This is a genomic window from Streptomyces sp. TOM-9 (assembly GCF_056858595.1).
Genome location: NZ_JBXEQB010000001.1, coordinates 3044119 through 3058023, shown reverse-complemented (window position 1 = coordinate 3058023; position 13905 = coordinate 3044119). Strand labels below are relative to the sequence as shown.

Annotated in this window: 13 protein-coding genes; 6 read left to right on the top strand and 7 right to left on the bottom strand. The window is 73.8% G+C overall.

Features of this window, described 5'->3' with window-relative positions:
* Positions 1-153: 153 nt before the first annotated feature.
* The 3 genes from AC1VWI_RS14310 to AC1VWI_RS14300 are packed head-to-tail and all read right to left on the bottom strand — an operon-like array spanning position 154 to position 3641.
* Positions 154-765, bottom strand: coding sequence for a TetR/AcrR family transcriptional regulator (locus AC1VWI_RS14310; protein WP_499511375.1), 612 nt, complete (start codon positions 763-765; stop codon positions 154-156).
* A 43-nt stretch (positions 766-808) separates the two neighbouring features.
* Entirely contained in the window at positions 809-2923 is a 2115-nt protein-coding gene (locus tag AC1VWI_RS14305; RefSeq protein ID WP_499511374.1) for a YhgE/Pip family protein, read from the bottom strand.
* The gene (locus tag AC1VWI_RS14300) at positions 2895-3641 is read right to left on the bottom strand and encodes an ATP-binding cassette domain-containing protein (RefSeq protein WP_499511373.1); all 747 of its coding nucleotides are present in this window, start codon (positions 3639-3641) and stop codon (positions 2895-2897) included. Before AC1VWI_RS14300 ends, AC1VWI_RS14305 begins: the two co-directional genes overlap by 29 nt.
* Before the next feature lie 199 nt (positions 3642-3840).
* On the opposite strand from AC1VWI_RS14300, the gene AC1VWI_RS14295 reads away from it, so the two are divergent.
* The 3 genes from AC1VWI_RS14295 to AC1VWI_RS14285 all read left to right on the top strand — a co-directional run bounded on the left by AC1VWI_RS14295 (position 3841) and on the right by AC1VWI_RS14285 (position 5835).
* Positions 3841-4332: an SAV_6107 family HEPN domain-containing protein gene (locus AC1VWI_RS14295; protein WP_499511372.1), complete on the top strand. Its 492-nt coding sequence runs from the start codon at positions 3841-3843 to the stop codon at positions 4330-4332.
* A gap of 87 nt (positions 4333-4419) precedes the next feature.
* A complete protein-coding gene (locus AC1VWI_RS14290; RefSeq protein ID WP_499511371.1) occupies positions 4420-5190 on the top strand; it encodes a methyltransferase in 771 nt (256 codons plus the stop codon).
* Between the two features lie 234 nt (positions 5191-5424).
* Positions 5425-5835, top strand: coding sequence for an SCO2097 family morphological protein (locus AC1VWI_RS14285; RefSeq protein WP_499511370.1), 411 nt, complete (start codon positions 5425-5427; stop codon positions 5833-5835).
* Positions 5836-6019: 184 nt separating this feature from the next.
* On the opposite strand, the gene AC1VWI_RS14280 is transcribed toward AC1VWI_RS14285, so the two are convergent.
* From AC1VWI_RS14280 to AC1VWI_RS14265, 4 genes are all read right to left on the bottom strand, one after another.
* On the bottom strand, positions 6020-8566 hold the full coding sequence (locus AC1VWI_RS14280; protein WP_499516806.1) for a transglutaminase TgpA family protein: 2547 nt from the start codon (positions 8564-8566) through the stop codon (positions 6020-6022).
* The gene (locus tag AC1VWI_RS14275; RefSeq protein WP_499511369.1) at positions 8566-9909 is read right to left on the bottom strand and encodes a DUF58 domain-containing protein; all 1344 of its coding nucleotides are present in this window, start codon (positions 9907-9909) and stop codon (positions 8566-8568) included. Before AC1VWI_RS14275 ends, AC1VWI_RS14280 begins: the two co-directional genes overlap by 1 nt.
* Before the next feature lie 34 nt (positions 9910-9943).
* Positions 9944-10921, bottom strand: coding sequence for an AAA family ATPase (locus AC1VWI_RS14270; RefSeq protein WP_499511368.1), 978 nt, complete (start codon positions 10919-10921; stop codon positions 9944-9946).
* A 108-nt stretch (positions 10922-11029) separates the two neighbouring features.
* Entirely contained in the window at positions 11030-11572 is a 543-nt protein-coding gene (locus AC1VWI_RS14265; protein WP_499511367.1) for a beta-class carbonic anhydrase, read from the bottom strand.
* A 194-nt stretch (positions 11573-11766) separates the two neighbouring features.
* Here AC1VWI_RS14265 and mraZ point away from each other — a divergent pair, with 194 nt between their 5' ends.
* From mraZ to ftsL, 3 genes are all read left to right on the top strand, one after another.
* A complete protein-coding gene (gene mraZ, locus AC1VWI_RS14260) occupies positions 11767-12240 on the top strand; it encodes a division/cell wall cluster transcriptional repressor MraZ (protein ID WP_499511366.1) in 474 nt (157 codons plus the stop codon).
* A 156-nt stretch (positions 12241-12396) separates the two neighbouring features.
* Positions 12397-13365 (top strand): 16S rRNA (cytosine(1402)-N(4))-methyltransferase RsmH, encoded by a 969-nt coding sequence (gene rsmH / locus AC1VWI_RS14255; RefSeq protein ID WP_499511365.1) that lies wholly within the window; start codon positions 12397-12399, stop codon positions 13363-13365.
* The gene (gene ftsL / locus AC1VWI_RS14250) at positions 13362-13799 is read left to right on the top strand and encodes a cell division protein FtsL (RefSeq protein ID WP_499511364.1); all 438 of its coding nucleotides are present in this window, start codon (positions 13362-13364) and stop codon (positions 13797-13799) included. Before rsmH ends, ftsL begins: the two co-directional genes overlap by 4 nt.
* Positions 13800-13905 lie beyond the last annotated feature (106 nt).

Here is a 13905-nt window from a genome sequence, read left to right as displayed (position 1 = left end):
AGGCAACGGAAGGGCACGGCACCGGCACCGCCGACACGGGGCGGCGGAACGGCGCCACGCCCGGCCGGAGCGGGGGTGCACGGGGGAGCGCCGCCCCGGAACGGCCCGACGGGGGATCGGGCCGCGCCGGGGCGGCGCGCCGTCGTACGGCGCTCAGGCGCGGGCGTGCCCCGCGACCCGTCCCTGCAGGAGCCGCGACAGGGCCGCGTGCACGTCGTCGATCGACCGCTCGGGCTGGAAGGACAGCCAGTCCAGCGCCGCGACGAGCACCATCCCGAAGAGGGCGGCCGCCGTGAGGGGCACGTCGATCTCGTCGCTGAGCTCGCCCGCTGTCACCGCGTCGTGCAGCGTCTGCTCCACGACCGCGACCGCCTCCTTGCGCAGCACCATGAGAGTGTCCTGCCAGGCGCGGTTGGTCCGCCACAGTTCGGCCACGTACAGCTGCGTGAAGGACGGGTACTCGGCGATGAAGGCGAGACCGGCCCGGATCATCGCGTCGATCGCGTCCACGTGGCTGCCGCCGCGGGCGGTGACGCCCGCCCCCGCCTCCCGCAGGGAGGCCGTCAGCAGGCCGACGCCGTGCCGCAGCAGCTCCTCGAAGAGCTCGTTCTTGCTGGCGAAGTTGTAGTAGACGGTGCCCTTGGCCACCCCGGCGCGCTCGGCGATCTCGTCGACCGTGGTGGCGGAGAAGCCCTGCTCGGCGATGAGCGTGACCGCGGCCTGGAAGAGCTTCTGCCGGGTGGCCTGCCGTCGTGCACTGTTCATGACGACGATTGTCTACGGTCCGGGCGCCCGGTTTCGTGCGGCCTCACAGGGACAGCTCCGGATGCAACCGGTCCAGCGTCCACACCTGCTTGCGGCGGGCCGCCACCGCGGTCAGCGCCAGCGCGCCCGCGGTGAAGGCGAGCAGCACCAGGACTGCCCGCCACACCGGCCAGAGCCCGCCGCCCGTGATGAGGTGGCGCAGCCCCTCGACGACGTAGGTCATCGGCAGGAAGGGGTGGATCGCGTTGAAGAAGCCGGGGCTGGTCTGCACCGGGTAGGTGCCGCCCGCCGAGGTGAGCTGCAGCATGAGCAGCGCCAGCACCAGCACGCGTCCCGCCGGCCCGAAGCGGGCGTTGAGCCACTGCACGATGGCGGCGAAGCAGGCGGTCACCAGCACCAGGAAGCCGACCGTCCCGGCCGCCCGCACCATCTGCAGGCCGATCGCCCAGTGCAGCACCGCCATCAGGGCCAGTGTCTGCAGCACCCCTATGGCGAGCACCGGCAGCCACCCGGCCACCGCGATCCGCCAGGCGGGGGCGCCCGCGGCCATGGCGCGCCTGCTGAGCGGCGGCAGCAGCATGTAGGCGACCATCGCGCCGACCCACAGGGACAGCGGGATGAAGTAGGGGGCGAAGCCCGTCCCGTAGTTGGGCGCCTTGTGCAGCGACTGCGCGGCCAGCCGGACCGGGTCGGCCATCACCTCGGTGCGGTCGGCGCGCTCGCCGCCGTCGTAGTCGGGGATCCGGGACGCGCCGTCGTGCAGGCCGTCGGCGAGCTGCCCGCTGCCGTCGGTGAGCCGGGTCAGACCGGTCGTCAGCTGGTTGCTGCCGTCCGACAGCCGGTACATCCCGCCCGCCAGGGTGTCGGCTCCCGAGGCCAGGTCCCGGAGCCCGGCATCGAGGGCGCCCGCGCCGTCCGACGCCGTCCGCAGTCCCTTCGCCACCTCGTGGGCGCCCTCGTTGAGCCGGTTGACGCCGTCGACGGCGCTCTGCAGCTTCGTGGCGAGCGCCGGGTCCGACAGCGCCACGGCCGCCGAGTGCAGCGTGCCGAGGTCGTCGCGGAGGTCGTCGAGGGCGGCGGAGTGCCCCTGCACGTAGGTGTCGAGACGGGCGGCGACGCCTGCCACCTCGTCGGCGGCGTCGACGGCCTTCCTCAGCGTCCGGCACTGTGGGGTGACGGCGCCCAGGGGGCACTGCTCCGCGTAGGCGTCGTGGATCCCGGCGGCGGCCGCCTCGGCGTCGCGGACCGCCCGCGCCGACTGCCGCGGCAGGTCGCCGATGCCGTCGCGGGCGGCCTGCGAGCCGCGGGCGACGACCCGGGCCACCGCGTTGATCTCCTTGACGTGCTCCTTGACGAAGGTCAGTTCGTCCGAGGCGCCGTTGACCTTGTCGGCCAGTGCCTGGGTCCCCGAGGCGACCTGGCCGGCGCCGCTGTCGAGTTCTCCCAGCCCGCCGGCCAGCGAACTGCTGCCCTTCCTCGCCGTGTGCAGGCCGCCGGCCAGCCGGCGCGCGCCGTCCTCGGCGGTGGAGATGCCGTCGCCGAGCCTCTTGGAGCCGGTCCGGGCCGAGCCCGCGCCCTTGGTGACGTCGTCCGCGCCGTCGGCGGCCCTGACCGTCTCGTCGTGGAGGTCGGAGAAGGCCACGAAGATCCGGTCGTAGAAGTCCCTCGACGCCTTGGTGGAGGCGGCGGACCGCACTTCGGAGAAGACCGTGCGGGAGATCTGCCCCACGACGTAGTTGTTCGCGTCGTTGGTGCGCACCTGGAGCGCGCCGGTACGCGGGTGGTCGCCGGAACTCGACGCGACGCGCGCGCTGAAGTCCCGCGGGATGGTCAGCGACAGGTAGTACGTGCCGTCCTCGACGCCCTCGGCCGCCTCGGCGGCGCTGGTCTCGCGCCAGTCGAAGGTGGCGCTCTCCCGCAGGCCGTCCACGATGGAGTCGCCCGCGGCGAGCCGTTGCCCGTTCACGGTGGTGCCCTGGTCGGCGTTCACCAGGGCGACGGGGATCTTGTCCAGCCGCCCGTAGGGGTCCCAGAAGGACCACAGGTACAGGGCGCCGTAGAGCAGCGGCAGGAGCAGCAGCGACACCATGGCCGCGCGTGGCAGCCGCCCCCTGCCGAACTTCCTCAGCTCAAGCGCTGCCAGCCTCGGCGTGCGCATCGGCCGCCCCCTCCTCGTCGGTCTTCGTGTCGGTTTCCGCGGCGGTTTCCGCGGCGGCCGGCCGGGTGCGCGCCACCACGGCGTCCCCCGGAGCCTGGGAGCACACCGCCAGCACGGTCGTGCCGCCCGCGGCGACGGCCCGCAGCATCGCCCAGGCCTCCTCGCGTTCCGCCGGGGCCAGCTTGTGGTCGGCGTCATCCACCGCCAGCACCCTGGGGCGGGCCAGCAGCGCGAGGGCGGTGCCCAGACGCAGGGCCTCGAGCCGCTCCAGGTCACGGGCGGCGGTGCGCTCGGCCTTGAGCAGCGTCGACAGGTCCAGCCCGGCTGCCGTCAGCGCCTCGTCGACGCGCGCCCTGTCCGTCGCGCCGGGCCGCACCAGTTCGCGCAGCGAGCCGCCGAACCGCCGCTGCAGCAGCACGCGTTCCCGGAGGTGCTCGCCGACGGTGAGGGCCGGGTCGAGTTCCGCGACCCCGGTGACGGGGCCGAGCGCTGCGACGCGGCGGACCGCGGCGAGCTGTTTGGGCAGCGTGAGCCCGGCCACCTCGGCCCGGCCCTCCGCCGCGCGCATGCGCCCGGTCAGCGACAGCAGCAGACAGGTGCGGCCCGAACCGGAGGCACCCTCGACGGCGACCAGAGCGCCCGCCGGCGCGGTGAAGGTGACGTCCCGGAACACCCAGCCCCGGGGCCCCTTGAGCCCGAACCCCTCCGCGGTGATCACTCGCCCGCCCCCATTCTTTGAACTGACCAGTCAGTGCAAAAACACTAACGCATCGCGCCAGTGGACCGCGAATCCAGGGACGTTGTCCGGCCACCGCGACCGTTTGTGCAGGTCAGCGCGATTGTCAGAGGTGTGCTTCACGATGAGTGGCGAAGGTCAGGAACTGTCGGACACGTCATGCGAAGACAGGAGGAATGTGATGACCGTGCCAGCCCGCAGGGCCGCCGTCGCCGGCGGCAGTGCCGCCGACGTCCACCCCGTGCTGCGCAAGGCCACCGCCCCCGCGGCCGCCCTTGACCTGCTCGTCCAGGCCCGGCGGGGGCTCGATGAGGCCGCCGTCCTGGAGACCCCCAACGACCGTTTCGCCACCGCCCACTTGGCCGCCCTGCGCACCGCGGCCGCCGTCCTCGCCGTGCGCGGCCGCCCCGAACCCACCAGGCGGCGCCGGCAGCGGATACGCAGTGCCTGGGAGGTACTGCCCGAGGTCGCGCCCGAACTGGCCGAGTGGAGCGCCCTGTTCGAGGCGGGAGCCCGTCAGCGGGCCCGCGCCGAGGCCGGCATCCAAGGCGCGGTCAGCCCCCGGGAGGCCGACGACCTCGTCCGTGCGACGGGGATGTTCCTGCGGCTCGTGGAGCGCCTGCTGGTGCTGCAGCCCGTGCTGGACCGGCCGCAGACCGGCCGTCCCGCTTGATCGGCCGCCGGGCGGCAGCCCACTAGAGTGGGTCCCAGGCCGGGTCGACCGGTCCCCTGCCCCGTCCGTCCGCGAGGAGCCGTCCGCATGTCCCGTCCAGGAGGGGCCGAACCGCTGCGGCCCCGCGCAGCCCTGCGTACCGCCGTGGTCTGGGAGGTCCTGCGCGATGCGCTGGACCGGCAGGCCAAGGCCGCCGGACGGGACGTCCTCGACGTGCTCGACACCGGTGGCGGCACCGGCAACTTCGCGGTACCCGTGGCCAGTCTGGGTCACCGGGTCACCGTGGTCGACCCCAGTCCCGACGCGCTCTTCGCCCTCGAACGCCGCGCGGCGGAGGCAGGCGTCACCGAACGCGTCCGCGGGGTGCAGGGCGACGCCCACGGATTGCTCGACGTCGTGCCGGCCGGCAGCCACGACGTCGTGCTCTGCCATGGCGTGCTGGAGTACGTGGACGACCCCGCCGAGGGCGTGCGCAACGCCGCGGGCACCCTGCGCGCCTCCGGCGCCCTCAGCCTGCTCGCCGCCAGTCGTCACGGAGCCGTGCTCGCCCGGGCGCTCGCCGGTCACTTCGGCGAGGCCCGGCACACCCTGGACGACCCCGACGGCCGCTGGGGCGAGGGCGATCCGGTGCCCCGCCGCTTCACCGCGGGCGAGCTGACCGCGCTGGTCGCCGACGCCGGGCTGCGGGTCGGATCGGTGCACGGCGTCAGGGTCTTCGCCGACCTCGTCCCCGGCGTCCTGGTGGACACCGAACCGGGCGCGATGGACGCCCTGCTGAGGCTGGAACTGGCCGCCGCCGAGCAGCCCGCGTTCCACGCCGTGGCGACCCAGTTGCACGTGCTGGCCGAGCGCGGCTGAGCCGGAACGGGGGGCGGCGCCCCCTGCCTCTTCCGGTCACCCACCGGGAGGAGTCCGTCACACGCCCCCCGATTCCCGGTTCAGGGCCTTATGCTGGCATGACGTGGCGTTCGACGGGGAAAACACCCCCCGTCGGATTGGCGTAGTGGGGCGGGTTTCACGGGGGCGATTCCCTGCCTATCCTGGAAGGGTCGTACCGGTCGCTCCCCCGCGACCGACGAGGAGGAGGACTCCGTGCCGCTCTCGGAGCACGAGCAGCGCATGCTCGAGCAGATGGAGCGAGCGCTGTACGCCGAAGATCCCAAGTTCGCGTCGGCGCTTGAGGGAAGCGGGCTGCGCACCTACACCAGGCGGCGCGTCTACCTGGCTGTGGCGGGCTTCCTGGTGGGCATCGGGCTGTTGATGGGCGGCATGATCGCCCAGCAGCCCTGGATCAGTGTCGTGGGCTTCCTCGTGATGCTCGGCTGTGCCGTTCTCGCCGTCACCGGCTGGCGCCGTGCCGCCAAACCGGGTGCGGCCCCCGCTCCCGCGGGGAACTCCCCGCAGGGTGCCGTCGGACGGGGCCGTCGCCACCAGCCGCGGCGCAAGATGATGGACCGCATCGAGGAGCGCTGGCAGCGGCGCCGCGACGAACAGGGCCACTGATACACAGACCAAGACGAAGGGGGCGGGGTTCCGGTCGGAACCCCGCCCCCTTCGCCATGCCGTCCTCACGTGGGCCGGGCGGGGTGCGGCGTGCGGCCCTCCGACAGGTCGGCACCGCGTACCGCCGCGCGCCGCTCGGGGGACCGGACCCCCGGGGCCGGCCGACCGGCCGGCCCCGGGGGCCTCAGGAGCTCCGACGCTGCCGCAGCGGTCGCATCACGGCATCGCCCGCACCGCGCAGCCTGGCCGAGAAGCGGGCCGAGGCCGCCGACCAGCGCTCCGCGGACCGCCAGACGACCCGGACCGTGGAACGCGGCAGCAGCACGGCACGGATCCGCGTCATGAAGTCCGCGTTCCTGCGCAGCCCCTCGCGCACCAGCTGGACGTCCTTCGCGGAGCCCGTGGTGGTCGGCGGTCGCGGAGAGAACAGGGCCTGCTCCACCGAGGTCGCCAGACGCTGCGCCGCCTCCGCCGAGGACCCTTCCAGGCCGCCGTCGCGGACGAGGCGCGCCGCGACCCGGCGCGGGGTCTCGGACTCGTCGGGCCGCAGACCGTAGTCCCAGGCGGTGTCGATCAGCTCCAGCCAGGCCGCCAGGGTCCGGGCACCGTCCCGGGCGCCCATGGCGTCCAGCTCGCCGGCGGTCAGGCCCTGTGATGACCCGCCCTGCCCCTGCCCGTCGGCTCCCGCCGTGCCCGGGGCGCGCCCGGTGAGCTCCAGCCACGCCGCCAGGGCCGCCGGGTCCTGGCCGCCGCCGCGCAGCCGCTGGGAACGCTGCCTGCGCCGCCAGAGCAGCGGCAGCAGCAGGACCAGGACCACCAGCGGCACCACGGCCCAGGCGAGGACGCGCAGCGTCCACGTGACGATCCGCGGCCACAGCCGCTCGTCCTGCGTGCCGACGCCCGAGGCCTGCCCCAGGGGGTCGCAGTTGCCGAGCTGGGCGTCCTTGCCCAGGCAGGACGGGGAGACGGTCGGGCCGGTGCTGGCACCGGCCCCCGCGGACTGCTCGGGGGTGTCGGGCGCCGTGGGCCCGGAGTCGGAGGTGGCCGCCTCCTGGGTGTAGCCCGGCAGGGTGCCGCGGGTCGGCGTGGGCTCGAACCGCGTCCAGCCGACGCCCTCGAAGTACACCTCGGGCCAGGCGTGCGCGTCCTTCAGCCCCACCGCGTACGCACCGTCCGACTCCGAGGTGCCGGGCGTGAAGCCGACCGCCACCCGCGCGGGGATGCCCAGGGTCCGCGCCATCGCCGCCATCGTGAAGGCGAAGTGGATGCAGAACCCTTCCTTGTTGCGCAGGAAGCGGGTGATGGCCTGCACACCGGTGCCGGAGCGCACCGAGGTGTCGTACGAGAAGGCGCCCGAGGTGAACCACCGCTGCAGCGCGAGGGCCCGCTCGTAGTCGTTGGTGGCGTCCTTGGTGACCTCCAGGGCCGTCTGCGCCACCACGGGGGGCAGCGAGTCCGGCACCTTCGTGTACTCGGCCCGCAGCCGGGCGTCCGCAGGCGGCGCGCTCGCCAGCTGCTCCGCGGTCGGCTCCAGCGCCAGGCTGCTGACCTGGTAACGGGTGTCCGAGGTGGTCTGGCCCCGGTCGCCGATGATGGTGCGGCCCGTGGGCTCGAAGCGCCAGCGCCCGTCGACCTGCACCTGGGTGGCCGGGTACGGCAGCGGCAGCCACATCTGGACGTAGCTCTTGTCCGCCGCGACCGAGGTGGCGACCTCGGTGGCCTTCACGTCGGGACCGAGCCCCTGGGGGCTGGGCAGCACCTTGGGCACGCCGGTGAGGGAGCGCTGCGCGGGCTCCCACTTGTCACCGGTGAAGCGGTCGAGAGCCACGATCCGCAGGTACATGTCCGCGTTGGAGACGGCGTTCGTCCGGTACCGGAGCACGACGCGGTCGTCGGGCTGGTTGAGGTTGTCCTGGAGCGCGACCACGGGGTTGACCGCGGAGATCGTGCCGCCGCCGCGTCCGTTGCCCGTGCCCGAGCCCCCCGTCGGCAGCAGTCCGACGCCCATCGAGGGCAGCGCGGCCGGCGCCACCAGGGCGATGCCGAGCGCCATCGCCCCTATGCGGCGCCCGGTCCGCACCGGGGCCACCGCCCCGGTCGGTCCTCCGTACCCGGCGCGCGCCCCGGACCCGACGCCGCCGAAGACCCGGCCCCAGCGCGAGATCCGGTCCCGGCCCTCGGCCAGCAGGAGCAGCAGGTAACCGACGGCCGCCAGCAGGAAGTACGGCCAGCGGGTGCCGTCGCCCCCGGCCAGCCCCGCCGCGATCGAGTACAGGGCCAGTAGCGGCAGCCCGGCCGGGGCCGCGCTGCCGTAGGTCACCGCCAGTGCGTCCACGGTCAGCCCGATCAGCAGCACGCCGCCGAGCAGCAGCAGCCGGATGCCCGGGGTGACCGGCGCCGGGATGGCGAACTGGGTCACGTCCTGCATCGCGGCCGTCAGCAGGTTGCCGAACTGGGTGTACGCCGCGGGCCCCGGCAGGAACCCGAGCAGGGCCTGTTCGCCGGCGAACATCAAGGTGAGCACCAGCAGCGTGACCACCGCCTGCGCCAGCACGGTCAGCGGGCGGGCCAGCGGCACCCGCCGGGCCAGCGCGCCCACCCCGGTCTGCAGCGCCACCAGGAAGGCGGCCTGCAGGATCCACGAGTTCGGCGTCGCCAGCGGCAGCAGCGAGCAGGCGGTCATCAGCGTCGCCGCCGCCGCGCAGACCGCGAGCCGTCCTCGTCCGCTCATCATCGCGTCCCCGCCTCCTCACGCGACCGGTACCGGTCGGCGCGCTGCCACAGGTCGGGCAGCCCGTCGCCGGCGGTGGCCGGGAGCACCGTCCAGCCCGCCTCGTGCAGCATCCGCACGGCCCGGGCCGAGCCGTCCTCCGGCGCGTCCGCGTCCGTGCCCGTCCGCGGCGCCTCGGGCCGTCCCGTCCCGTCCTCGTCCAGCGCCCCCCAGGCGGCGCTGTCCAGGACGAAGGCGACGGCGGCCCCCGCCCGCTGCCTCATCCGCCCCGCCATCGCCGCCTGCTCCTCGTCGAGGTCCCCGAAGAACGCCACCAGCAGGCCCTCGCTGCCCGTGCGCAGCACGTCCAGCGCACGGGAGAGCCCGGCGCCGTCCGAGTGGTCGACCACCGCCAGGGTGTCCAGCAGGGTGCCGGCCGCGTCGGAGGAGTCGGTGCCGCCGAAGCCGTCGTTCCCGGGCACCGTGCTGCCGGTGTCGGTGAGCAGCCGTACGGAGTAGCCGCGCTCCAGCATGTGCATCGCCACCGAGGCCGCCCCGGACACCACCCACTCGAAGGCCGAGTCCGGGCCGGCGCCGAAGTACGCCACGGCCCGGGTGTCCAGCAGCACCGTGCACCGGGCGCGGTGCGGCTGCTCCTCGCGGCGCACCATGAGCTCGCCGTACTTGGCGGTCGAGCGCCAGTGCACCCGGCGCAGGTCGTCGCCGTGGCGGTAGCCGCGCGGGATCACGTCGTCCTCGCCCGCCAGGGTCAGCGCGCGGGTGCGGCTCTCCCCGTAGCCGGAGGAGTCGCCCTTGAGCTTGACCGGCGGCAGCGGCTCCACGCGGGGCACCACGGTCAGGGTGTCGTACGCGCTGAAGGAACGGGTCAGCTCGCACATGCCGAAGGGGTCGGTCAGCCGCAGCTGCAGCGGCCCCAGCGGGTAGCGTCCGCGCAGGTCGGAGCGGACCCGGTAGGACACCTCGCGGTGGCCGCCGGGCTCCACCCGGTCCAGGATGAAGCGGGGCCGGGGCCCCAGCACGTACGGCACCCGGTCCTGGAGCATCAGCAGGCCGGTGGGCAGCCGCGACACGTTGTCCACCCGCAGGTGCACCCGCGCCTCGGACATCGCCGGCACGCGCGACGGCGACAGCCGGCGGCTGCCGGCGACGCGGTAGCGCGTGCGGTGGAGCACGGCCACGCAGACCAGCGGCAGCACGGCCAGCAGCAGGCCGACCCGCAGCAGGTCCGGCTGCCCCAGGACGTAGGCGCAGACGGCCGCCGCGATCCCCGCGGCGAGGAACGAGCGGCCCCGCGTGGTGAGGCCGCCCAGGGCGGCCCGGAAGCCGCTTTCACGCTCGGTCACGCGGCACCTCCAGCGTCCCCGTCCGTCGTCCGGGTCACCGGCTGCCGTACGGGTCGGGGACCGGCGTGCGCTGCACGATCTCCGCGACGACCTGCTCCGGGGTGCGCCGGTTCAACTGGGCCTGTGCGGTCGGCAGCAGACGGTGCGCCAGCACGGCGCCGGCCAGCGTCTGGACGTCGTCGGGGAGCACGTAGTCCCGGCCGTCCAGGGCCGCCGCGGCGCGGGCGGCGCGCACCAGGTGCAGTGTGGCGCGGGGGGAGGCGCCGAGTCTCAGGTCCGGGTGGTCCCGGGTGGCCGAGACCAGGCTCACCGCGTAGTGCCGTACGGCCGGGGACACGTGCACCGTCCGTACCGCGTCGACGAGTTTGACGATCTCGTGCGCGTGGGCGACCGGCTGCAGGTCGTCCAGCGGGCTGACGCCCGCGTGCACGTCGAGCATCTCCAGCTCGGCCTCCATGCTGGGGTAGCCGATGGAGACCCGGGCCATGAAGCGGTCCCGCTGCGCCTCGGGCAGGGGATACGTCCCCTCCATCTCCACCGGGTTCTGGGTGGCGATGACCATGAAGGGGCTCGGCAGCGGGTAGGTGCTGCCGTCGATGGTGACCTGCCGCTCCTCCATCGACTCCAGCAGCGCCGACTGCGTCTTGGGCGACGCGCGGTTGATCTCGTCGCCGACGACGATCTGCGCGAAGATCGCGCCCGGCTTGAACTCGAAGTCGCGGCGCTGCTGGTCGAAGACGCTGACCCCGGTGATGTCCGACGGCAGGAGGTCCGGCGTGAACTGGATGCGCCGGACCGAGCAGTCGATCGACCGGGCCAGCGCCTTGGAAAGCATCGTCTTGCCGACGCCGGGGACATCCTCGATGAGCAGATGTCCCTCGGCGAGCAGCACCGTCAGCGCAGTCCGTACGACCTCGGGCTTGCCCTCGATCACGTTCTCCACCGACCGGCGTACGCGGTCCGCCGTGGCAGTCAGATCGCTGAGGCTCGCTCGCGCGTCATAGGTCGTCACCCGGTTCTCCTCGGCCCGTTCCTGGGGACACGGTCATCCCTGGACCGGCCCTCCCCGTTACACGAAGCATTCTCCCCTTCAACTATGCTCCGCGTCACTCCGCTTCCGTTACTCGTTTGTGATTTCGCGCAGCAGGCCGGTGTGCACGTCGAACACAAACCCCCGCACATCGCCCGTGTGGGTCAGGAAGGGGGACGTCCGGACCCGCTGCATCGACTGCCGCACGTCCTGGTCGACGTCACGGAAGGACTCCACCGCCCAGGTCGGACGCTGGCCCACCTCCTCCTCCAGCTCCGTGCGGAACTCCTCGGTCAGCGACTCCAGGCCGCAGCCGGTGTGGTGGATCAGCACGACCGAGCGGGTGCCCAGGGCGCGCTGGCTGATGGTCAGCGAGCGGATGGTGTCGTCGGTGACCACGCCGCCGGCGTTGCGGATGGTGTGGCAGTCGCCGAGCTCCAGGCCCAGCGCCTTGTGCAGGTCGAGGCGGGCGTCCATGCAGGCGACCACGGCCACCTGCAGAACGGGGCGGGCGTCCATGCCGGGGTCGCGGAACTGCTCCGCGTAGCGCCGGTTCGCCTCGACCAGCCGGTCGGTGACGGATGCCGTGCCGGTGCCGGCGGGAACCGCGGACTCATGCGCGTTTATCGACATGACACGACCGTAGAGGGCGCGGTCCTTTCCGACCTGCTGTGGGGTCCGGCAAATCTCGGTCAAACCGGTGCACTGTGAGGTAACCCACAGGCGTCGCGCGCGCTCGCCCGTGCGGGTGATTCGGGCGCGGACGCCCACGAGGGCGCCCGTGCCAGGGCAGGCTCCTCGTTGACCGTGGGGGCCGGTGGAGTAAAGTGGCGCGAAGTGGGTCGACCAACCTGGTGCGGGAGGTGCGGATGTTCCTCGGGACGTACGCGCCACGGCTGGACGACAAGAGCCGGCTCGTCCTCCCCGCGAAGTTCCGCGACCAGTTCGCGGACGGCCTGGTCATCACCAAGGGCCAGGAGCGCTGCCTGTACGTATGGCCGGTCGAAGGCTTCCGGGCCCTCACCGAGGAGCTGCGCAGCGCCCCCCTCACCTCCAGGGCGGCACGCGACTACATGCGCGTGCTCTTCGCCGGCGCCCATGACGAGGTCCCCGACAAGCAGGGCCGCGTCACCCTCCCGCAGCCCCTGCGCGACTACGCCGGACTGCGCCGCGACTGCGCGGTGATCGGCGCCAACACCCGGGTCGAGGTGTGGGACGCGGCGGCCTGGGAGGACTATCTGGCGGGTCAGGAAGACGCCTTTTCGGCGTTGTCCCAGGAGGTGCCTCCCAGCTTACTGTGACCTCGCCCGTAGCCTGATGGCTCACGTACGAGTACGTGACGCTCGGCCTCCTCCCGCTCCCCGGTCCGCTGGCACTCCTTCCCCGGTGCCAGAAGGCCGCCCACGAGCGGGCGGGGACCCAGTGGTACGTCCCCGCGAGCAGATGAGAAGGGCTTCATGAGCACCACCCCGTCCGAGCCACGCCACGTCCCGGTCATGCTGGACCGCTGCCTGGACATGCTGGCGCCCGCCGTCGAAGCGCCGGGCGCCGTGGTCGTGGACGCCACCCTCGGCCTCGGCGGGCACAGCGAGGCACTGCTGCGGCGGTTCCCCGAGGTCCGGCTGGTCGCCGTCGACCGCGACCCCGCCGCGCTCAAGCTCGCCGGTGAGCGGCTCGCCCCCTACGGCGACCGGGCCACCCTCGTGCACGCCGTCTACGACGAGATCCCCGAGGTGCTGCAGCGGCTCGGCGTCCCCAGGGTGCAGGGCGTCCTGTTCGACCTGGGCGTCTCCTCCATGCAGCTGGACGAGGCCGACCGCGGCTTCGCCTACGCCCAGGACGCGCCGCTGGACATGCGCATGAACCAGACCGCGGGCATCAGCGCCGCCGAGGTCCTCAACACCTACCCGCCGGGCGAGCTGGTGCGGGTGCTGCGTGACTACGGCGAGGAGAAGTTCGCCCGCAAGATCGTGGAGGCGGTCGTCCGCGAGCGGGCACGCGAGCCCTTCACCACCAGCGCCCGACTGGTCGAGCTGATCCGCGAGGCGCTGCCGCAGGCCGCCAAGCGGACCGGGGGCAACCCGGCCAAGCGCACCTTCCAGGCGCTGCGCATCGAGGTCAACGGGGAGCTGACGGTGCTGGAGCGCGCCATCCCCGCGGCCGTCGCCACGCTCGCCGTGGGCGGCCGGATCGTCGTGCTGTCCTACCACTCCCTGGAGGACCGCCTCGTCAAGGGCGTCCTCGCCGCCGGCGCGGCCATCACGGCGCCGCCCGGGCTGCCCGTGGTGCCGGAGCAGTACCAGCCGCGGCTGAAGCTGCTCACCCGCGGCGCCGAGCTGCCCACGGAGGACGAGATCGCCGCCAACCGCCGGGCCGCCCCGGCGCGGCTGCGCGGCGCCCAGCGGATCCGCGAGGCCCTGGCGTGAGGCGGCGCAGCTCGGCGGCGCGCTCGCCCTTCGTCCTGCTGATCGTGCTGCTGCTGGGCGGCGGCCTGATCACCCTGCTGCTGCTCAACTCGGCGGTGAACCGGGACTCCTTCAAGCTCAGCGAGCTGCAGAAGAAGACCACCCAGTACACCGACGAGGAGCAGGCGCTGCAGCAGGAGGTCGACCAGTACTCGGCGCCGGACGCGCTGGACGAGCAGGCCCGCGACCTGGGCATGGTCCCCGGCGGCAACCCGGCCTTCCTCGCCCCCGACGGCACCGTCCTGGGCCGCCCCGGGGCCGCGCCGTACGTGCCGGCCCCCAGCCCGAGCACGGCGCCCGCCACCGTCGCGCCCAGCGGCTCCGCGGCCGCCTCCCTGGGCCCGACGCCGTCCGCCTCCGCCAAGCCCAGCGCGAGCCCCAAGGAGACCCCGTGACCGCTGCTCCGGGGCCCCGTGCCCTCCACCCGCCCCGATCCGCCCGTCCGGCCGGCCGGGAAGGTGCCGGGGCGTGGTGACCCGCGACGGGGAGCCGCCGCGCGAG